Below are 19,989 nucleotides of genomic sequence, written 5' to 3' on the forward strand. Positions count from 1 at the left end.
TCCGATTCAGCCCGCCGCGGTCAGGAACGATTTCAACAACGGGCCGCTGGTGGTGGCACCCAGCCCGCCGTCTTCAACAAACACTGCGACCGCCAGGTCCCCGTGGGTCGCCACAATCCAGGCGTGGGTCTTGGGCGGGTTGTCGTTTCCGAACTCTGCGGTGCCCGTCTTTGCGCCCACGGGTGCGCCGGGCACCTGGGCCAGGAAGCCCGCATGTCCGGAGGTGACCACGGCACGCATCATGTCCGCCAGGGAGGCGGCTTCTTCCTTGGTAATCGGCTTGGTGGACGCCGGCGCGGCGGTTGCCGCAGCGGACGAGGCCGCAGCGGAGGCTGCACCGGATGCTGCTGCGCTGGATGTTGCTGCGTCGGACGACGGCGGGGCGGAGCCGCTTTCCGTCGTAGCGCCGGTAGCGCCGGGGTCCGAAGCGGCGCTGGGATCCTGGGCAGCATCGGCGTTGAGCACGAGCTGCGGTGAAACCGGAGCCCCGTTGGCGACGGAAGCCGCCATGACAGCGGCCGAGAGCGGCGAGAAGAGGACTTTGCCCTGACCAATCATGGATGCGGCGTGCTCAGTTCCTTCAGCGGCCCCGGGAACCGAACCCAGGAAGGCGTCTGCGCCGAGCTTGGGGGCTTCGACCGCAACCCCCAAAGCCTGGGCGGCGGACTCAAGTTGATCCTGGCTGACCGTTTCCCGGGCGTTGATGAAAGCTGTGTTGCAGGAGTGCGCAAAGGCATCCCGCAAGGCAACAGTGCCCAACGAACTCTCGGGGTAGCCTTCGGCGTTCTTGAACGTGCGTCCGTCCACGGTCAACGTTGACGGGCACTCCACTTTTGAGTCCGGGGTGGCGCCGTTGCGGAACATGGCAAGGGAATCAACAATCTTGAAGGTGGAACCGGGGGCGTACTGGCCCAGGAGGGCAGTGTTGTAGCCGTTGCTCCCAGGCCCGGATGCTGCGGCCAGCACGGCACCGGTGGACGGCCTGAGCGCCACGATGGCGGAAGCCGGCTCTATCCCGGCCAAGGTTTCCTCGGCCAGCTGCTGCAGTTTCAAATCCAGGGTGGTTTTGAGGGTGGTTCCCGGAGCGGGAAGGGATGAGAAGAACACCTTGGGACCTGGGGTTTCGCCCTCGGCCTTTTCAGCGGGGGTGGCCACCACTTCCACGCCGTCCTTGCCGCGCAGGAGGGAGTCGTACTTCTGCTGCAGGCCACCTGTGCCTGTGGTGTCTCCCGCACGCAGGGCCCCGTTGGATTTCTCGATCTGTTCTGCGCTGGCCTGGCCCACGCTGCCCAGCAGGGCCCGGGCGAAGGTGCGTGTGGGGGCCAGGGCCATGGAGTCCAGGATGCTCACGCCACCGGGGATGGCCTTGATCTTGGCCTCGGTGACCTCGGCGGTGTAGGCACGGAGGACCAGTCCCTCCACGAAGGCCTGCGGTCCGGAGGCGGCAACCTGTTTGGCGTACTCTTCGGCATCCAAGCCCAGCAGCGCCGCCATGGCGCGGGCAGCGGCATCGGCCTGCTCGGCGGCTACCTTGGTTTTGTCGATGCCCACCCGGAAGACGGGCCGGTCCTGGACAATCGGGGCGTCGCCGGCTCCAAGGATCTGGCCGCGCTGGGCAGGAACAGTCGTGACGGACAAAGTCTCACCATCGGAGAGTTCCGGCGCCAGCAGGGACGGAGTCCACTGGACCGCCCACTTGTCACCCGATTTCTTCAGGGTGGCCTCGGAGCTGTATTCCCACTTGGCCGAGCCGATGTTCCAGCTGTAATTAAGCGGGAAGGTGGCGGTGTCGCCGTCGAGCTTTACCTCCCCGGAGACAACCGAGGGGTTGGCGTCCAAGCCGGCGAAAACGGCTTTCAGCTCATCGTTGGCCGCGGCAGCGTCCTTGCCGTCTACGGCGAGCGAACCGACGTCGAGCGCTGCCAGGGAGGAAGCGAGCTGCTTGGCAGCGCCCTCCGCACCCGATCGCCCGTCATCGCACGCGGTCAGTGAACCACCCATCACCAACGCCACGAGACCAAGAACAAAACCTTGCTGCATCTTCAGTTTCCCCATTTGCGACATTATGCCCCGTTCCCCTGACAGTTTCTTGTTGTGCCCGGGAAGCGGACAGCCGCCGCCTGCCATCCCCGGAAAGGGTCGGGCACGCGGCGGCTGCCTGGAAAACCGAACTAAGGAGCGCAGGTGAACTTGGCATCACCCCACACGCCGTGTGCGCCGTTGATGGAGCCGGACGGGTCAACCACCAGTTCCACATAAGCCGCACCTGTCAGGTCAACAGATACTGACTCCGGCGCGAACCCGGGGGTGTACGTGCGCGACTGGTACCTGTTCACACCGTCGGCATTGACCTTGAAGACGATGTTGCCGCCAAAACCGCTCTCGAGACCCACCTGTGAGGTGAAGGACGAACACTTTCCGCCCAGGTAGTACGTGATCTTCGAGGCAGCGTGGACCCCCAGGCCCTTGGTGAATACGGGCTGTTTCCCTGTGGCCGTGTCCGTGTAATTGATGGCAAGCGGCACGTCCGGGGACGATGCAGAGTCTTTGTTGGCCACGTTCTTTCCGATCACTCCGTAGCCGTTCAGAGCCTGGACCCATGGGGTTTCGGAGGCATACACAGAGCCAACCGGAACGGCCGGCAAGGGCTGCGAGGTCACCTTCCAGTCGAAGAACTTTACCCGGGTGTCAGTCGGCAGGGTGACGGACGCCAGTTCCTTGGTGGGGTTCAAACGGACGGTGTTGGAGAACGCCTGGTACTTGTACTGCGTGTACTCCGGCGACGGCCCGTTGGCGTTGTTGCGGCCTTGCTCGGATACGGCCAGGACTGCCCCGTTCAACACCGAGGGCTGCAACCAGTTGGGGAAGAAGATGGACTGATTTTCTATGCTTCCATCGGCATATGTCAGGGTAAGAGTAGGACTGGTGCCATTTCCTACCGCAGCGGATCCGAGGACGGCCAGGTGGGTGCCCTTGCCCTTGACGGCAATGGTCTGGGCTGAGAGAGCCACCGAGTTGGGCACGTCCGGTCCCACGGACGGCCACGTGTAATCAACCTGCGTCGGTTTCCCTGCATCCACTGTGACCGTGCCACCCGGGCGGACACCACCGGCCGGAACCGTAGCGGCAGCCAGCTGCTCTGCAGCGAAGGTGGCCCCTCCGCCGTCGAAGTTTCCAAGCGCCTTGCCCGCCACGGTGGTGACCGAAACCGTGTTGTAAGCCGCCGCCAGGGAACCGTAGGCGACGTAGATCTGGTTTCCGCCGGTCACCGTCTGCGTGCTTCCGGAAGCAGAGTACGACGCCGAAACCCGCACGGTCTGTTGACCCGCCTTCGCGCTGGAGCCAGGTTTGATGACAAACGTGGCTGTGGTGTCCGCGCCGCCTTCAACCTTGGCCGCTGTGGCTCCGGAGGAAGAAACCACTGTCCATCCCTCGGGAAGAACAGGGGTAAGGACCACGTTGGTCTTGGCCTTGGTACCGGTGTTCACGAATGCCGCGGTGACCGTGGTTTCCTGGTCCTGGAAGACTTGCCCGCCCGTGGTCACCCGGACCTCGGCTGCGGTGTCCTCCTGGCTCTTGCCTCCCAGCGGGCCGGCCTGTTGAAGCTGCACCGTGGCCGATTGGTTGGAGGCGATGGAGCCGGTCTTTACCCAGATGGTGCCGTTGTTGGCTTCATCGAAGAACCAGCCGGTGGTTGCTGCTGCGTAGGCGGCCTGGGTGGTGTGTTGGGCGAGCTTGGTCCCTCCGATTTTCACATCCTTGGGGGCTGCTCCCGCGTGGACCTTCAGTTCGTAGGGGCGGGCTGCGGCCTTGCCGGTGTAATCGCCCTTCCGCTCACCGATGGAGACCTTCACACTGCTGTTGCCCTTGCCCGGAGCATCCACTGCGAAGACCTGACTGGAGGATTTTCCGTCCTTGAACTCACGGGTGACTTTGTCGTCCTCATAGAGGGTGAAGGTGTCCTGGCCCTGGGCGTAGACATCCAAAGTGATCATGGAGTCTTCGGGGACCAAGGAGGCATTTCGGGCCACGAGGCCCTGCGGGATGACAGCGCCGGCGCGGACGAACACCGGAAGCTTGTCCAGCGGGGCGTTGTAACCGTTGAGGATCTGGCCGCCCTGGTAGAGCTTGCCCGTCCAGTAGTCCACCCACTGTTGGCCTGCAGGCAGGAAGATTCCGTTGCGGACGTCGGTTTGGGTAAACACCGGAGCCACCAGGAAATCAGAGCCGAGCATGAACTGGTTGTTCGCCTCAGCTCCGTAAGACCACTGCTGGTCGGGGAATTCGAGGGCCATGGAGCGCATCATCGAAACGCCGGTGGTGGAGGATTCCTGGGCCAACGTGTAGATGAACGGCATGAGTTGCTGGCGGAGCTGCAGGTACTGGCGGTTGATGGCCGTGGCCTCGTCACCGTAGAGCCATGGGCGCTTGTCAGTAGCAGCCCAGCCGGACATGGAGTAGAGCGCCGGAGCGAAGGCCTTCCACTGGAGGTCGCGGACATAGGACTCAGCAGAGCCACCAAAGATGCCGTCAACATCCCCCGTGGTGAATGCCAAACCTGAGTTGCCGGCGCCGGTGAGGGCCGAGACCTGCCAGCGGACGGCGTCGAGGTTTCCTGAGTGGTCACCCGTCCACTGCATGCCGCAGCGCTGGGACCCCGCCCAGCCTTCCACCATCAGTGAGGTGCCACGTGCGTTGGAGTATTGCTCAATACCGCCGTGTGCTGCCTCGCAGCCTGTGAGCGCTTGGCGGTAGCCCTGGCCCACCCATGCGACGTCCAGCTTGCGGAGCCGAACGCCGGCCTCTCCCACTTCGTATTCCTGGTTGGTCAGGGAGCGCTGCGTCCACAGGCCTACCTTGAGGTCGGTTTCTTCCTCAATGTTGCTCACGGTTTCCGGAAGTTGCTGGTATTCGCAGCCGTAGCCGTCGTTGACCAGCATCCAGCCGGCCGGCATGTCATTCTCAACGAACTTCCGCGCGGTCTTGATGGCATCCGGGGTGCGCTGCTTGGCGCCATCAGGATCGCCATAGCCGGAAGAGGAATAGCCGGGGTTGGAGCGGTTGTAGCAGTCGGCATCGCCGTATTCCAGTGCGTAGACCGGGGGCATCATCGGCTTGCCGGTCAGGGTGGTGTAGGCGCCGAGTGACTGCTTGTAGTCCCCCACGAAGTAGTAGGCATCGAACCGCTTTTCCTCGTGGGTAGTGGTGGGTTGGCCACCGAAGTTGTAGGAGCCGCGGGCAAACGTATCGCGGAGGACTCCGTAACCTTTGGATGACATGTAGTAGGGAACTGCGTTGGGGTAGCCGTCGTCGTCCCAGTCGAAGTTCTTGGCGATGTTGATCAGGGCGCCGGTGTGGACAGAGCGGCCGTTCTGCATGCCGCCGCCGATGAACTGCTCACCGTCCTGTTGGGCGAGATGCTGGGTAGCCGAGTTGGCACCAAAAGTGATGGGCGCGGATTCCTCCAGCACCAGTGAGCCGTCGGCCCTGACCACCCGAAGCTGTGTGGTGGCCTTGTTGATTTCCACGCTGATCCTGGCTGTCTTCAGGCCCAGCCAGTCACCGTCGGTAACTGCCGGGGTGGCGCCGGGGAACTTGTCCTTGCCCACCACGATGTTGGCTGTCCTGGCGGGATCGCCCTGATCTGTGTTGGCGGGGTCGGTGAATTTTCCGCTGGGATCGGCTTCCAGGCGGAAGTTGGCCTCATCCAGGAACGTGACCCGGATGGCCCCCTTCTCTGCTGTTAGGTCTACGACGTTGCCGGACTGGGTAAAACCCGTCACCGCGCCGAGCGGGATTCCGGCAGCGTCAACCGGGACTTCCGGGGTGACTGTTTTGATGGCGGCCGGATCGCCGGGAGCTGCAGTGGCAGCCGCAGCGAAGGTGAGTGCGGGGATGCTTCCGGCGAGGAGCAGCGAGGCAAGGCCAAGAGAGGCTGCCTTCCTGGCCAGCGAACGTTTTCTGATGTATCCGAAGCTGTTGGGCGCAGCTCCGGACAGACCCAGCGAGGGTGCGGACATGGGGGCCAACTTTCGACGAGTGACTTTTTGTGATCTAACTCATAGCGAAACGTGCACTAATCGTCACTGCAAAAAGCCCAAAGGTCAACCGTTTAACCAAAATTAACTTACCCAACAGGTCGCCTCTTTGCGCGTTTGGAAGGCTCTTGAAGCGCACTAAAGCGCCTCAGCTGGGTTCGGGTGAGCGAGGCCAACCGGCCGGGACTCAGTGTCCGCGGATGATCCTGCGCTGCGTCGCCACGGCGATGGCAGCCGTGCGGTTATCCACCCCGAGCTTGGAGTAGATGTGCACCAGGTGGGTCTTCACCGTGGCCTCGGAAATGAAGAGCTGCTTGGCCATGGCACGGTTGCTCATCCCCGTAGCCAACAGTTCCAGGAGTTGGACTTCCCGCCCACTCAGCACGGGAGCGGGATTTCGGATCCGTCCCATTAAACGTGCCGCAACTTCAGGTGCCAGCGCAGTCTGCCCTGCCGCTGCTGACAGGACGGCCTGGCGCAACTGCTCGGGTGGGGCATCCTTCAACATGTAGCCGCTGGCCCCGGCCTCCACCGCCGCAAGGATGTCCGCGTCCGTGTCGTAGGTGGTCAGAATCAGCACGGGCGGCGGGGGAGTCCCGGCCTCACCCGCTTTGATCTTCCCGGTGGCCGTGACGCCGTCCATGCCGCTGCCCATCTGCAGGTCCATCAGCACCAGGTCCACCGGTTCGCCGAGTGCATGGAACCTGCCCAACTCAGCCAGCGCAGCGTCGCCGTCGGATGCTTCGGCAACAACCGTCACCCCCGGGAAATCAGCCAGCATGGCCCGGAGGCCCGCCCTCACCACGGGATGGTCGTCCACCAACAAGATCCTGATTTCGCTCATGAAGCACCCTCTTCGGCCGGCAACGGCACCCTGACGGCCACCACTGTTCCTTCACCGGGCGCCGACTCCACCTCCAGGCTGCCGTCCAACGCAGCCAGCCGCTCCCGCAAACTCATGAGACCGACGCCGGTGCCGTCGCCGCGCGCTGTACCGGCCGCCGTCGACGACTCAAAACCAACGCCGTCGTCGAAAACGTCAAGCGTCACCTCCGTGCCTGGAAACGACAAAGTCACTACGGCGGTACTGGCCTGGGCGTGTGCCCACACGTTCGCGAGGGAAGCCTGGGCGGCCCGGAGCAGGGTGGTCTGGAACGTATTGGGCAGCTCAACCGGGGTGCCCACCAGCTCGAAGCGGCATCGCAGGGAGGTTCCCCTGGCAGCGGCTTCCGTCTCGGTCTTTTCGCAGAGCCTGCGCAGAGTGTCCACCAAGCCGGACTGCTCAAGGTCCGGCGACCTCAGGCCCCGGACAAAGCTCCTGGCCTCGGCGAGATTGCCGGACGCGGTGTCCTGCACCATCTTCAGGCGCTCCTTGGCCACGGACGTGTCTCCGTCATCGAGGGCTTTCTCAGCTGACCGGCCCATGAGGACGATGCTGGAGAATCCCTGGGCCAGGGTGTCGTGTATTTCGCGGGCCAGCCGTTCACGCTCGGCCAGCATCCCGGCGTCGTGCTGGGTCTGTGCCAGTTCAGCCCGCGTCCTTCGGAGGTCGTCGGCCACGGCTCGCTGGTTTTCGGCTTCGAGGAACAAGGCCCGGTAGGCAAGGCCGGTAACCACGGCGAAAACAGCCCCGAACACCGGCCCCAGGACCATGGCGGGCTGCAATCCGCCATCAACCGAATCCCGGCTGTGGAACCACAAAGCACCAACCAGCAGTGCCGTGCTCAGGGCAATGGCGGGGAGGGCAAGGCGCCGGGGGAGCAGGTGGAGTTGCAGGAAGAACAGGGGGAAGGCCACCCAGGCGAAGTCACCGCTGACCAGCAGGAGCAGCAGCCATAGCAGCATCACCGCCCCCAGCCACCAGCGGGCGTACGGCGTGGGGTTGAAGCGGCCGGCATCACCGGCGTAGCGCTTCTCCAGGACGGTGCCGGCCAAATACACCAGGGCCAGCACGGCTGATAAACCCAATCCCGCGGCAATGGCCACCGATGACGGCGCACCGGCGGTTCCAACTCCGGCCAGCAGGCGGACAACTGCCACCAGCAGCAGCACCGCGAACCCTACATGCAGGCTCACGCGCAGCACGCGGAGGATGGTGGCGGCACCGGTGGTTTGCATGCGTCCCAGCGTATCCCCCGGCGTCCCCCACCCAGCCCGGTTTTCCGCGCACCGCGCCCGAATCAACCATTCGGATGATCAGCCCCTCAACCCCTCGACGGCAAGCAATCCATCCGGCTCCCGATGTGCTGCGGACCCATCAGCGGAAGAGTTGATTATGCCGGGATCAAGCCCGCACCAAGCAAAGGATTCTGATGTTTCTCGCCATCCGCGACCTCCGGTTCGCCAAGGGCCGCTTCGCGCTCATGGGCAGCGTGGTCGCCTTGATCACCCTGCTGCTCGTCATGCTCTCCGGGTTGACGGCAGGCTTGGGCAACCAGTCGACGTCGGCCATTGCGGCACTCCCCGCTCAACAGATTGTCTTCGGCGCACCCGCCGGCGGAGAGCCTAAAGCCTCCTATACGGAGTCCGAAGTATCGGCCTCCCAGCTGGCGACCTGGCGTGAACAACCGGGGGTTTCATCGGCGAAGGCAGTGGGAATCAGCCAAACCCGGTTCCAGTCCCTGGACAGTTCCGGCACACCGAGCGGAACCGCGAATGTAGGTGTGTTCGGCGGAGCAGTTGCGCCATCGGCCGTGCAGGACGGGACGGTGGTGGTCGGCGAAACCCTGGCCGGGGAACTGTCCCTCTCGAAAGGGAGCCGGGTCCGGGTGGGCGGTTCGGAACTGACCGTGGCCGATGTTGTGGAGGACCAGTGGTATTCACACACCGGGGTCATCTGGACCACCCTTGAAACCTGGCGGACCATCGCCCATGCGGCACCCGGTACCGCTACCGTCCTGGCCGTCACGCACGACGCCGGGACCTCCTTGGACATCGATGCCGCCAATGCGGCGGCCGGCACGGTCAGCTCCGATCCTGTGGGCTCGTTCCAGGCCCTGTCCTCGTACAAGAGTGAGAACGGCTCACTTATGCTCATGCAGGCATTTCTCTACGGCATCTCTGCTCTGGTGATTGTTGCCTTCCTGACGGTTTGGACTGTCCAGCGAACCCGCGACATCGCCGTACTCAAAGCCCTGGGTGGATCCTCCGCGTACGTCCTGAAGGACGCTTTGGCCCAGGCAGCAATGGTCTTGGTGACCGGCGCAGCCGTGGGCGGTGCCATTGGCTTGGTTGCAGGCGTCTTTGCCGCCCAAGCGGCGCCCTTCCTGATCACTCCGCTGACAACCCTTCTTCCGGTGGCAGGGATCGTGCTGCTGGGACTGGCCGGCGCGGTGCTGGCAGTCCGGAAGGTCGTTTCCGTTGATCCGCTGCTTGCCCTCGGCGGCAACTAATACATTCCTCGAAAGGAATACACGATGGTCACTGCATTGAATCTCTTCAACGTCTCACTGGAGTATCCCGACGGCGGGTCCGTCCTGAAGGCTCTGGACGCCGTCAGCCTCCCGGTCCACAGGAGCGAATTCCTCTCCTTGGTGGGCCCGTCCGGATCCGGCAAATCGTCCTTGCTCGCTGTCGCTGCCACCCTGGTCAAGCCAACTGCGGGAACCGTGGTGATTGATGGGCAGGACGTTTCCGTCCTCACGGAGGCCGAACGCACGGCTCTGCGCCGGGACAAGGTGGGCATCATCTTCCAGCAACCCAACCTCCTTCCCTCCCTAACCGCCGTCGAGCAATTGCTCCTCCGCGAGCATCTTCGCGGCAAGTCGGTGAAGGAGGCCCGTCGCAAGGCCGAGGATCTCCTGGATGTTGTGGGTCTGTCCGCGGCCGGGTCCAAGAGGCCACATCAATTGTCCGGCGGCCAGCGTCAGAGGGTGAATATCGCCCGCGCCCTCATGGGGAGTCCCAGTGTCCTGCTGGTTGACGAACCAACGGCGGCACTGGATCACGAACGGAGCGAATCGATCGTCCGGCTGCTGCGGCAGGTAACCGATGAGTTCTCCACGGCCACCGTCATGGTCACGCACGACACCGAATTCCTGCCCATTACCGATGCAGTTGCCACCATGAGGGACGGAAGGATCAGCCGATCCGTGGTCCCGTCTGCGCAGCCCAACTAGGTGACAGTAAACGTCCCACTGGAGCCTCATTGCAGCAAGAGCTGTTACTCAGTTGGGTGAGCCGAGGAGAGCTTCGTCCTGCGCGTCGTCGTAGGCATCCCGCGCTTCCAGGATGGTGGGCACGTGGCTCTCAGCCCATCGACGCAGCAGGGTGAGAGGCTGCAGCAAGGACTGGCCCAGGTCGGTTAGCTCGTATTCCACGCGCGGCGGCACTTGGGCGTAGACGGTTCGGGTGATCAGGCCGTCGCGTTCCAAGGTGCGCAGTGTTTGCGTCAGGACCTTCGGGGTAACTACGTTTACCATTTTGCGCAGTTCGGAAAAGCGGACGGGACCGTCGCCCAGAACCTGGATCACCAGCGATGCCCACTTATCGCCGATGCGCTGGAAGACCACGCGCGACGGGCAGTTGGGGTCCAGGACATTTCCGGCCAGGTCATTAGTATCCATGAGGTAACTCAGTTCCTTTGAAGCTATCAGTATCCAATGGATACCTTTGTGTTATTGCAAGGATACCAACCCCAAGGAGAGCTATGAAAATCGCAGTCTACGGCGCAACGGGCATGGTCGGCAGCCAGATCGTCAACGAGTCCATCACCCGCGGCCACCAGGTCACGGCCATCTCCCGCAAGGGTGCAGAGGTCCCGGGTGCCGCCGCCCAGGCCGCAGACCTGGCTGACGCCCAGGCGTTTGCCTCCATTGCAAAGGAACACGACGTCGTTGTGTTGGCGACGGGTCCCAGCCGCACCGGCGGTGACCACGGAGAATGGCTCGATGCCATGGCAGCCGCTTACAGCAACGCCGAAGGAACCCGCCTCATGATCGTAGGGGGTGCCGGCACCCTGGAAATCGATGGTGTCCGCCTGCTCGATTCACCGGACTTCCCGGAGGCGTACAAGGCTGAGGCCACCACCGCCGGCAAGGCACTCGAGGCAGTCAAGGAAACCCCGGAATCCGTGGACTGGACCGTGCTTGCCCCCGCCCCGGTGATCCAGCCAGGCGAACGCACCGGCGTATACACCGTGGCCAAGGATTCACCGGCCGGCAACGCAATCTCTACGCAGGACTACGCAGTAGCCATGCTGGACGAGATCGAAACCCCGGCCCACCGCCGCGCCCGCTTCACGGCAGCCAACTGATACAGGCCCTGGCAGCTACAACCCCAGGCCCAGCCCGGGTACCTGCATTCCAAAGATGTCCTTAAGGGCGTGTTTGGCAGCGTGGTATCCGGGCATTCCTGTGACTCCGGGTCCGGGCGGAGTGGACGAGGAACAAAGGTAGACCCCCTGCACCGGCGTCCTCCACGGCACGTTGGAGACCACAGGCCGTTGCACCAGGCCGCGCAGGTCCAGGAGCCCGGCGCTGAAGTCACCCCCAACGTAGTTCGCGTTGTACGCAGACAGTTCAGCCGCCGTCGTGGTTTGCGAAGCCACCACGACGTCCCGGAAGCCGGGGGCATACCGCTCTATGCGGGCCGTGACGACTTCCGCCATGTCTACCGTGGAGTTGGCAGGGACATGGCAATAGGACCACAGGACATGCTTGCCCTCGGGAGCGCGGGTTGAATCCACTACCGATGGCTGCGACACCAGGACATAGGGCTCGGTGGGGTGCTTTCCCATATCCACCAGGTTCTCCGACTCAGCCATGGCCCGTCGGGACCCACCTACATGGACCGTTCCTGCCTTCGCCAGCCCGGGGTCGAGCCAAGGGACCGGCGCAGAGAGAATGAAGTCCACCTTGCACGCCGCATTCCCGAACCGGAACGTTTCCAGTGCATGCCGGTAGCGGTCGGGGATTTCGGGTCCGCCCAGCCGTGCCAGCGTGGGCGGGGCGACGTCCAGCAGAATGGCCTTCGCGGGACGGATCTGGTCCAGCGAGTTGACTCGTTCTCCCACGTGGATTTTTCCGCCGTGCTCAATCAGGTCGTCCGCCATGGCCCTGGCGATGGACATGGAACCGCCCACCGGGATGGCCCATCCGCCGGCATGGGCCAAAATACTGAGCAGGAGCCCGGCCCCGGTCGAGCTGAGGGACGGCTGGGAACCCAGGGCATGCGACATGACACCCGTCAGCAGCGCAGGCGCGGCCTCTTCGCGGAAGCGGCGGTTCCACAGCGGCGTCCCCTGGTCCAGCGTGGCCAGCCCGAACATGACAGCCGCCATGGGGTCTTTGGGAAGGCGCAACAGCTGGTTGGACGTAAAGTCCACCACACCGTCGGCACGCTTCACCAACGGCCCAAGGAGCCGCCGGTATGCGTCACCATCAACGCCAAGTTCCAGTGCGGTCCGTTCCAAGGACTGATAGGCCAACGCAGCGCCCCCTGCGTCCAGCGGAGTACCGTGCTGGACTTCGGGGATCCGCAGATCCACGCGCCGGGAAAGTTCAAAGGCGCGGAAGAACGGCGACGCGAGTGCCATGGGGTGCACAGCGGAGCAGACATCGTAGAGGTAGCCCGGTTCCATCAGTTGGCTGGTTCGCGAACCACCACCAATGGCCTCGGCGGCCTCGTAAAGTTCAACCTCCAGGCCGGCGCGGGCCATGACTACTGCGGCCGCCAGTCCGTTGGGACCGGCTCCGACGACGGCGACATCCACCATTGCTTTCTACCTCCGCTCGCTGGGCTTCCGGGATTCGGGAACACTTTGGGCGGCGCGCCAAGGCAGCAGGGACCGTGAAGGACGGAGGAGGTCAATCCTCAGCCAGTCCCGGGCGCCGTCAAAGGGCCCTCCATGGGGATCGTCCTCGCCGTGGATACGCAGGGGGTCCTGGGCGGGATCCCAGATATCCAGGACCACGCGGGCCATCAGATAGGCCGTGGCCACCATGTGCAGGCCGACGGCAAGGACGTAGTAGGACATATCGATGTTGTGCTGGACGGAACCCCCACTGGTTGCCTGGCCCAGGTACATCCAGATGGCCGCCCAGTGCAGGCCTTCGGCTGCCTGCCAGATGAGGAAGTCGCGCCAGCGCGGCCGGGCCAGGGCCAGCAGCGGAATGAGCCAGATAACAAACTGCGGCGAGTAGACCTTGTTGGTAAGGATGAAGGCGGCAACTATCAGGAACGCCAGTTGCGCGATCCGGGGCCGCTGCGGCGCGCACAATGCCAGGGCGCCAATCAGCGCACAGGCAATGATGAACAGGTAAAGAGCCAGCGAGTTGATGGTTGCGGCATTCATCTGCATCCACTGAAGCCGGTCCGCCACCAGGTTGTAGGCAAACCATGGCGAGCTGTAGCCGGCGGGGCGTTCCTGCGTGAACTCGAAGAAGTAGCGCCAGCCGGAGGGGTTCATCGCCGCGATGGGAAGGTTCACGGCAAGCCACGATGCCAGGGCAGCCCCGGCGGTCACAAAGAACGCCCGCAGCTTGCCCGAACGCAGCGCGAGGACCAGTACCGCGCCCAGAATCAGGACGGGATACAACTTGGTGGCAGTACCGAGCCCTATGCACACACCCGCAAGGACAAGCTTGTCCCGCGAGAAGAAGTACATGCCCAGGGCGAGCAGCCCCACAGCCCACATATCCCAGTTGATGAAGCCGGCAAGGATGATGCCCGGTGCCACCGCAACCATGGCCGCGTCCCACGGGCGCCGCTTGTTGATGCGGGCCGTCAAAAGAACCGTGAGTATCCAGACGGCAACTATGAGCGTGGCGTTGATATCGAAGTAGCCAAGGATGCGTTCGCTGCCCACTCCCTGGCCCGGCACCATCATTGCCGTGATACCGGCAATGATCCCCATGAGGACGGGGTACTCGAACAAGCTGCCTTGGGTGAAGAACGGGAAGACGCCGTCGCCCAGGCCGCGGTTCTTGAAGAGCTCAGGGAAGTCGGAGTAACAGGTGGCGTAGAACTGGCCGGGCGTTTGCCACCCGTTGACCCGGCAGTACTCCTTGGCAAGCACGGCCAGCAGTGCTGCCAGCACGGTAAGGACAATGAGGACCCGCTCAACAGTGAACGGCCCGGAGGAAACCCGTCCTGGAGACGCATGCTTGCCCAGCGGGCCACCTATCAGCTCCGTGAAGTTCCGGAGCAGGGAGTCGCTGCGGCTCGGAACCACAAAGCGGGCACGTTTTTGCGGCCGGTGCGGCTTCGTCTCCTGCATGGATCGAGCTTACAGTCACCCTTTGGCCTGCAGCATCACACCCGGCAGGGTGGCAGCACAAAGTAGCAGCACCAAGGCGGACGTTAAGCGGCCCTTAAAAGGGAGGAGCCCACGCGCAGCCGCGTGGGCTCCTTGAGGTTCAGCATGAATGTGTGGCACCTGAACTCCTTCGGGGCAGTGTGAAGGACATCAACGGATGAGTCCCATTTGGTGCAGGACAACGTAGACGTCTTCACGGTGCTGGTCGAGCAGCTGGCCGTTGAACAGGGTGCGGTCCTTGGGAGCATTGGTGCTCTTGAAGAATCGCATGTCTTCCGGGCGTTTTCGCATGGTTCACCTCCTTTCCGGGGGCAACTAATCCGGCGTTTAGGCACAACAATTAGAGCCATATGAATTCGAAAGAAATCAAGGCGTAAAAAGGGCATAAAAGGCCGAGGCTAATAAAGGGGATTAAGCGGACTGAATCAGGAAATCCTGAAACGCCGTGCACAATTGCGCGTGCTTCCGGCAGTCGACCCAACAAGAAGCTGGTTCCGAACTATGGGGAAACTGCGCACCCGCGGCATGCTGCGTGGGTCCGCGCCTACAACTGACTACCCGGCCATCCAGGGAAGGAGGCCGACAAGAACACCGCCGGCGTCAAGGCCGGTCCGGATGGTTCAGGAGTGGGTCAGAGAGCAAAAATGGCGTCGATCATCAGCAGAGGCCGGGGCAGCAGTGACGGTCAACTTCCGTCCGCTAGTCAAAGTAATCATTTTTCCCAACCTCCTTTTCTGGTCACGAGGACCTGCTGTGGCATTCTCCCGGCTGACTGAACCAGGGAATGCGCGCCTTGTTCCCGGCGGATCGCTCTGGGAACAAGATATAAGCTACCGCATACAGAAGGAGTTTGACCAGCGAAATTAGGCATTTCGCCAAAAGTTTTTTTAAATTCCCGGTTTAGAGGCCCCAACGCACAATTGCCGGCGTCCGCTTATCCCAACCCAGGGTGCAAACCTTGGCAGTCCCCAGAATGAAGTGCCGGCCTTCGCGGGCGTCCATTTCCAGCCAGCGGGCCGTGAGGATACGGGAGAAATGTCCGTGGGCCACTATCAGGACATTGTCCATTCCGGATTCCAGGACCCGCCCAATGATCTTGTCGGCCCGGGCGGCAACCTCGTCCAGGGTCTCCCCGTTGGGTACGCCGTCGGTCCAGATGAGGTAGTCCGGGTTGTCCTTGCGGATCAGGTCCGAGCTGATGCCTTCGTAGTCGCCGTAGTTCCATTCGACCGCCAGCGGCTCGTGCACGGCCTCCGGATAGCCGGCCAGTTCCGCGGTGCGGCGGGCGCGGCGCAGTGGCGAGGTCAGGACGAGGTCGAAGTCGATGCCTTCCAGGACCTTCCGGGCCTCCACTGCCTGCTGCTCACCCTCGACAGTGAGGGGAAGGTCGGTCAGGCCCGTGTATTGGCCGCTCTTGGACCATTCGGTCTCGCCGTGGCGCAGGATCCAGAGTTGCGGACGTGGGGAAGTCGCAGCGTTCATGAAAGCTCCTCGGTTTCGGTCAAAGGTTCGACGACGGCGGACTCGGGTTGTGCTTCCCACCATGCCAAGAGTTTCTGCTCGGCTTCCTCGGGGGACAGCGGCCCGTGTTCCATCCGTTCTTCGAGAAGGAACTTGTAGGCCTTACCCACCACGGGACCGGGCTTGACTCCCAGGAGTGCCATGATCTGCGCTCCATCAAGGTCCGGTCTTACAGCTGCCAGCGATTCCTGCTCCAAGAGCGTCGAGATGCGTTGCTCAAGGTCATCGTAGGCGAAGGACAAGCGGTCGGCCTTGCGCTGGTTACGCGTGGTGACGTCGGATCGTGTGAGGCGGTGCAGGCGTTCCAGGAGGGGGCCGGCGTCGGTCACGTAGCGCCGGACCGCGGAGTCACTCCAGCCGGCGTCGCCGTAGCCGTAGAAGCGCATGTGCAGTTCCACCAGGCGGGACACGGCTTTGATGGAGTCGTTGTCGAACCGGAGTGCTTTCATCCGCTTCGCCGTCAGTTTGGATCCCACAACGTCATGGTGGCGGAAGCTCACCGCGCCGCCCGGTTCGAAACGGCGCGTAGCCGGCTTTCCGACGTCGTGCATCAACGCAGCGAACCTCAACACAAAGTCAGGGCCGGGCACGGGGCCGTCCGGACCGGTTTCCAAAGCCGCCGCCTGTTCGAGGACCTGAAGCGAGTGCTGGTAGACGTCTTTGTGGCGGTGGTGCTCATCGGCTTCGAGGCGCAACGCGGAAACTTCCGGAAGCACGAATTCGGCGAGCCCGGTGTCCACCAGGAGGTCGATTCCCACCCTGGGGTGTGCTCCGTTAATAAGTTTGACCAACTCCTCACGGACCCGCTCCGCGGAAATGATCTTGATGCGGTCGGCCATCTGCGACATCGCGAGCCGCACGTCGTCGTGGACCGACACGCCGAGCTGGGACGCGAACCTGGCAGCGCGCATCATGCGCAGGGGGTCGTCCGAGAAGGACGCCTCGGGCGCTCCGGGCGTGGCCAGTTCGGAGGCATGGAGGTCACGGACGCCGCCGAACGGATCCACGAGTTCCAGGCTGGGCAAACGCAGCGCCATGGCGTTGATGGTGAAGTCGCGCCGCAGGAGGTCATCGGTCAGGGAGTTGCCGAACGCCACCACCGGCTTGCGCGAATCGGGGTCGTAAGCCTCCGCGCGGTAGGTGGTGACTTCAATCTGGAAGCCGTCCTTCTTCATCCCGATGGTGCCAAAGGCGCGGCCGATTTCCCAGAAGTTGTCCGCCCACTTCTTGATGACGGCAATGGTCTGGTCCGGTGTGGCATCGGTGGTGAAGTCGAGGTCCGGGGATGTCCTGCCCAGGAAGAGGTCGCGCACGGGTCCACCCACCAGGGACAGCTCAAAGCCGGCATCGACAAAACGCTGCCCGAGGTCGAGCACCACCGGATCGATGGTGAAGTTAACTGAAGAGCTGTCCAATACGTGCGCCATAGTTCCTTAAGCTTGGCAGATTTTTGCTCCGCAGTGGGCCACTGTTCCATGCGAAATCGGGCATGTGTCCGCGGAGCATCTCCTGCAGTCCATCTTGTGGCCATGTCCCGGTCATCACTCGAGGGCAAGAGTCGTTAGAGTGGACCTCATGGCCAACCCGATCCCGAGCGCTCCTGGCAGGAGGACAAACGCACCGTTGCCGTCGGCAATCGGTGCACACGTCGCGCCTGCCCAGCAGCACCCGGTGCAGGCCTCGCTTCCCACTGTGGAGGAAGTGTCAGCCGGTGGCGTTGTAGTAGACACGTCCGACGGCGAACTCCGGGTTGCGATCATCGCCCGCCTTAATAGGGGTGGCCGGCTTGAGTGGTGCCTCCCGAAGGGACATCCGGAAGGCCGTGAGAACAACGAGGAAGCTGCTGTCCGCGAGATCGCCGAGGAAACCGGCATCGAAGGCAGCATCCTGGCGCCCCTGGGCAGCATCGATTACTGGTTCACCGTGAGCGGGCACCGCGTCCACAAGACCGTGCACCATTTCCTGCTCCAGGCAACCGGCGGCGAGCTGACCATCGAGAACGATCCCGATCAGGAAGCCGTTGACGCTGCCTGGGTTCCCATCCAGGAACTGGCCCGCAAATTGTCCTTCCCGAACGAACGCCGCATCGCCGACCTGGCACGGGAAGTGCTGCCCGAACACCTCTGAGCCGGGTACGTGGGACGATAAAGGCGATGTCTGAAGCCAAAACAACCCAGTCCGTTCAATCCGGAGAAGCCCGTTCCAGTGCCATCATGGCCGCAGGAACGCTGGTTTCCCGGTTCCTTGGCTTCGCAAAAACCTGGATGCTTGGTGCCGCCCTGGGCCTCGGTTCCACGGTCAATGACACGTTCATCAACGCAAACAACCTGCCCAACCTGATCTTCCTGCTGGTGGCCGGCGGCGTGTTCAACGCCGTCCTGGTTCCGCAGATCATCAAAGCGAGCAAAGCCCCGGACCGCGGTGCCGACTACATCAGCCGCCTGCTGACCCTGGCTGTGCTGGTCCTGCTGGCTTTGACGGCGCTGGTAACTCTCGCGGCACCGTTGGTCATCGACCTCACCACCCAGGGGTACTCCGAGCAGCAGAAGGCCCTTGCCGTCACCTTTGCCTTCTGGTGCCTGCCGCAGATCTTCTTCTACGGGCTTTATGCCCTGCTGACCCAGATACTGAACGCCCACGGAGCGTTCGGGCCCGCCATGTGGGCCCCCATCCTTAACAACCTGGTGGCCATCGCCGGCCTGGGCATGTTCATTTGGATCCTGGGCGCCAACATCACCAACCCGCACACGCTGGACAACTGGGGACCCACCCAGACGTTCCTGATCGCAGGGTTCTCCACCTTTGGCGTGATCGCCCAGACTGCCATCCTGCTGGTCCCCGTTTTCCGCCTGCGCCTCGGCCTGCGGCCCCGCTTCGGTTGGCGCGGTGTTGGACTGGGCCAGGCAGCCAAGTTGAGCGTCTGGACATTGGCGACTGCCGCCGTCGGGCAGTTGGCTTTCCTGTACATCATGAGGATCGCCACCATTCCAGGCGCAGAGCGGCTCCGCCTCCAGAACGCTGGGGATACGGTCGGCGCAGCGGTCCTGCCCGGTAACGCCGTCCTGGAAGTCGCGAGCCAGCTGTACCTGCTGCCGCACTCCATCATCGCGTTGTCCCTGGCTACCGTCCTTTTCAACCGCATGACCCGTGCGTCCCAGGACGGCAATAAAGCCGAACTTCGCGATGCCCTGTCCCATGGCCTGCGGACCATGGCCGTGGCCACGGTTTTCGGCGCCTTGGCACTCTTCGCCTTGGCGGGTCCGCTGGGCATGTTCTTCTCCGGCGGCAAGCCGCAGGACGGCGTCATGCTCGCCCAAACGCTCACCATCCTTGCCCTGAGCACACCGTTCCTCAGTGCGAACTTCATGATGTCCCGCGTCTTCTACGCCAACGAGGACGCCCGCACGCCCCTGTATGTCCAGCTATGGCTCGCAGTGATCTACGTGGTGGGCGCTTTCTTCATCCAGTTCCTTCCCGTCGGCCAGATCATCTACGCGATCGCCATTCTTTACACCCTGGGCAACATCCTCTCCGTAGTGATCAGCGTGGTGTTCCTGCGCCGCCTGCTGGGCCACCTCGACGGCCCCCGCATTGCCAATTCGTACATCCGCATGGGCTATGCCGGGCTCGGTTCCGCACTGGCCGGTGCCGCTGCACTGTGGCTTCTGGGCAGCTACCGGGCAGACGGTTTCGCGTGGAGCAGCCGCCCGGCCGCCCTGGTGACGGTGGTCGTCGTCGGGCCCGTCATGCTGCTCGCGTACCTGGTCCTGCTTCGCGTCTTCCATGTCACCGAACTGCGGGACCTCCTGCGGCCGCTGATGGGACGCTTGGGACGCGGAGTCCCCGCACCCGTTTCCGGCGAGGCTGTGGACACCACGACGGCGGCCCGCGCCACGGTCTCGGACGACACCGGCTTGATCCCGCGCATCTCGGGTGAGTTCGACGCCGCCTCCTACCGTGCCGGACCGGCCGTGGAACGTGTGCCTTCCGCGCCTGCCGGGGACGTCGCAGACGCCCCCAAGACATACCTGCCGGAAGAGGATGCACCCAGCACCGCGCGCGGCGGCAGATTCCGTCCGCAGGTCCCGTTGCCGGGCCGACGCACCTTCCAAGGCGACGCCGGGAGCAATCCCTACTTCCCGACGCGCGGAAATCACCGGAAGTGAGCCAGTG

General features: G+C 63.4%; 15 protein-coding genes. 5 read left to right on the forward strand and 10 right to left on the reverse strand.

From position 1 onward, the window contains the following. Nucleotides 1-6: 6 nt before the first annotated feature. The 4 genes from LDN85_RS21775 to LDN85_RS21790 form a co-directional block, all read right to left on the reverse strand. Nucleotides 7-2,064 carry a penicillin-binding transpeptidase domain-containing protein gene (locus LDN85_RS21775; protein ID WP_223944262.1) on the reverse strand — a complete coding sequence of 686 codons (2,058 nt, stop codon included), beginning with the start codon at nucleotides 2,062-2,064 and terminating at the stop codon, nucleotides 7-9. 107 nt (nucleotides 2,065-2,171) lie between these two features. Then, nucleotides 2,172-6,020: an NPCBM/NEW2 domain-containing protein gene (locus LDN85_RS21780; RefSeq protein ID WP_223944263.1), complete on the reverse strand. Its 3,849-nt coding sequence runs from the start codon at nucleotides 6,018-6,020 to the stop codon at nucleotides 2,172-2,174. 205 nt (nucleotides 6,021-6,225) lie between these two features. After that, entirely contained in the window at nucleotides 6,226-6,882 is a 657-nt protein-coding gene (locus LDN85_RS21785; protein WP_026541035.1) for a response regulator transcription factor, read from the reverse strand. Then, nucleotides 6,879-8,156 (reverse strand): sensor histidine kinase, encoded by a 1,278-nt coding sequence (locus LDN85_RS21790; RefSeq protein ID WP_223944264.1) that lies wholly within the window; start codon nucleotides 8,154-8,156, stop codon nucleotides 6,879-6,881. Before LDN85_RS21790 ends, LDN85_RS21785 begins: the two co-directional genes overlap by 4 nt. Before the next feature lie 194 nt (nucleotides 8,157-8,350). On the opposite strand from LDN85_RS21790, the gene LDN85_RS21795 reads away from it, so the two are divergent. Next, nucleotides 8,351-9,430 (forward strand): ABC transporter permease, encoded by a 1,080-nt coding sequence (locus LDN85_RS21795; protein ID WP_091553657.1) that lies wholly within the window; start codon nucleotides 8,351-8,353, stop codon nucleotides 9,428-9,430. A gap of 24 nt (nucleotides 9,431-9,454) precedes the next feature. After that, nucleotides 9,455-10,156, forward strand: coding sequence for an ABC transporter ATP-binding protein (locus LDN85_RS21800; RefSeq protein ID WP_026547786.1), 702 nt, complete (start codon nucleotides 9,455-9,457; stop codon nucleotides 10,154-10,156). A gap of 48 nt (nucleotides 10,157-10,204) precedes the next feature. Here LDN85_RS21800 and LDN85_RS21805 read toward each other — a convergent pair whose 3' ends face one another. Next, nucleotides 10,205-10,603: a helix-turn-helix domain-containing protein gene (locus tag LDN85_RS21805; RefSeq protein ID WP_026541031.1), complete on the reverse strand. Its 399-nt coding sequence runs from the start codon at nucleotides 10,601-10,603 to the stop codon at nucleotides 10,205-10,207. 83 nt (nucleotides 10,604-10,686) lie between these two features. On the opposite strand from LDN85_RS21805, the gene LDN85_RS21810 reads away from it, so the two are divergent. Then, complete coding sequence (locus LDN85_RS21810) at nucleotides 10,687-11,292, forward strand: NAD(P)H-binding protein (protein WP_026547787.1); 606 nt, start codon at nucleotides 10,687-10,689, stop codon at nucleotides 11,290-11,292. A 15-nt stretch (nucleotides 11,293-11,307) separates the two neighbouring features. Here LDN85_RS21810 and LDN85_RS21815 read toward each other — a convergent pair whose 3' ends face one another. From LDN85_RS21815 to LDN85_RS21835, 5 genes are all read right to left on the reverse strand, one after another. Beyond that, nucleotides 11,308-12,753 (reverse strand): NAD(P)/FAD-dependent oxidoreductase, encoded by a 1,446-nt coding sequence (locus LDN85_RS21815; RefSeq protein ID WP_026547788.1) that lies wholly within the window; start codon nucleotides 12,751-12,753, stop codon nucleotides 11,308-11,310. A gap of 6 nt (nucleotides 12,754-12,759) precedes the next feature. Next, nucleotides 12,760-14,256: a glycosyltransferase 87 family protein gene (locus LDN85_RS21820; protein WP_091553661.1), complete on the reverse strand. Its 1,497-nt coding sequence runs from the start codon at nucleotides 14,254-14,256 to the stop codon at nucleotides 12,760-12,762. Nucleotides 14,257-14,445: 189 nt separating this feature from the next. Next, entirely contained in the window at nucleotides 14,446-14,586 is a 141-nt protein-coding gene (locus tag LDN85_RS21825) for a hypothetical protein (protein WP_167332893.1), read from the reverse strand. A 609-nt stretch (nucleotides 14,587-15,195) separates the two neighbouring features. Beyond that, complete coding sequence (locus tag LDN85_RS21830) at nucleotides 15,196-15,777, reverse strand: histidine phosphatase family protein (RefSeq protein ID WP_026541028.1); 582 nt, start codon at nucleotides 15,775-15,777, stop codon at nucleotides 15,196-15,198. Continuing rightward, on the reverse strand, nucleotides 15,774-17,243 hold the full coding sequence (locus LDN85_RS21835; protein WP_223944265.1) for a CCA tRNA nucleotidyltransferase: 1,470 nt from the start codon (nucleotides 17,241-17,243) through the stop codon (nucleotides 15,774-15,776). The genes LDN85_RS21830 and LDN85_RS21835 overlap by 4 nt, the downstream gene beginning before the upstream one ends. 196 nt (nucleotides 17,244-17,439) lie before the next feature. Here LDN85_RS21835 and LDN85_RS21840 point away from each other — a divergent pair, with 196 nt between their 5' ends. Then, nucleotides 17,440-17,943 (forward strand): NUDIX hydrolase, encoded by a 504-nt coding sequence (locus LDN85_RS21840; protein WP_026541026.1) that lies wholly within the window; start codon nucleotides 17,440-17,442, stop codon nucleotides 17,941-17,943. A 26-nt stretch (nucleotides 17,944-17,969) separates the two neighbouring features. Next, entirely contained in the window at nucleotides 17,970-19,982 is a 2,013-nt protein-coding gene (gene murJ / locus LDN85_RS21845; RefSeq protein ID WP_223944266.1) for a murein biosynthesis integral membrane protein MurJ, read from the forward strand. The last annotated feature ends 7 nt before the right edge of the window (nucleotides 19,983-19,989 follow it).

This window comes from Arthrobacter sp. StoSoilB20 (genome assembly GCF_019977295.1).
In the GTDB taxonomy this organism is placed as follows: domain Bacteria; phylum Actinomycetota; class Actinomycetes; order Actinomycetales; family Micrococcaceae; genus Arthrobacter; species Arthrobacter nicotinovorans_A.

What these genes read in the sequence shown, in the direction of transcription:
- LDN85_RS21775 (WP_223944262.1), bottom strand. Translation starts at nt 2,064, where the DNA reads ATGTCGCAAATGGGGAAACTGAAGATGCAGCAAGGTTTTGTTCTTGGT.
- LDN85_RS21780 (WP_223944263.1), bottom strand. Translation starts at nt 6,020, where the DNA reads ATGTCCGCACCCTCGCTGGGTCTGTCCGGAGCTGCGCCCAACAGCTTC.
- LDN85_RS21785 (WP_026541035.1), bottom strand. Translation starts at nt 6,882, where the DNA reads ATGAGCGAAATCAGGATCTTGTTGGTGGACGACCATCCCGTGGTGAGG.
- LDN85_RS21790 (WP_223944264.1), bottom strand. Translation starts at nt 8,156, where the DNA reads ATGCAAACCACCGGTGCCGCCACCATCCTCCGCGTGCTGCGCGTGAGC.
- LDN85_RS21795 (WP_091553657.1), top strand. Translation starts at nt 8,351, where the DNA reads ATGTTTCTCGCCATCCGCGACCTCCGGTTCGCCAAGGGCCGCTTCGCG.
- LDN85_RS21800 (WP_026547786.1), top strand. Translation starts at nt 9,455, where the DNA reads ATGGTCACTGCATTGAATCTCTTCAACGTCTCACTGGAGTATCCCGAC.
- LDN85_RS21805 (WP_026541031.1), bottom strand. Translation starts at nt 10,603, where the DNA reads ATGGATACTAATGACCTGGCCGGAAATGTCCTGGACCCCAACTGCCCG.
- LDN85_RS21810 (WP_026547787.1), top strand. Translation starts at nt 10,687, where the DNA reads ATGAAAATCGCAGTCTACGGCGCAACGGGCATGGTCGGCAGCCAGATC.
- LDN85_RS21815 (WP_026547788.1), bottom strand. Translation starts at nt 12,753, where the DNA reads ATGGTGGATGTCGCCGTCGTCGGAGCCGGTCCCAACGGACTGGCGGCC.
- LDN85_RS21820 (WP_091553661.1), bottom strand. Translation starts at nt 14,256, where the DNA reads ATGCAGGAGACGAAGCCGCACCGGCCGCAAAAACGTGCCCGCTTTGTG.
- LDN85_RS21825 (WP_167332893.1), bottom strand. Translation starts at nt 14,586, where the DNA reads ATGCGAAAACGCCCGGAAGACATGCGATTCTTCAAGAGCACCAATGCT.
- LDN85_RS21830 (WP_026541028.1), bottom strand. Translation starts at nt 15,777, where the DNA reads ATGAACGCTGCGACTTCCCCACGTCCGCAACTCTGGATCCTGCGCCAC.
- LDN85_RS21835 (WP_223944265.1), bottom strand. Translation starts at nt 17,243, where the DNA reads ATGGCGCACGTATTGGACAGCTCTTCAGTTAACTTCACCATCGATCCG.
- murJ (WP_223944266.1), top strand. Translation starts at nt 17,970, where the DNA reads ATGTCTGAAGCCAAAACAACCCAGTCCGTTCAATCCGGAGAAGCCCGT.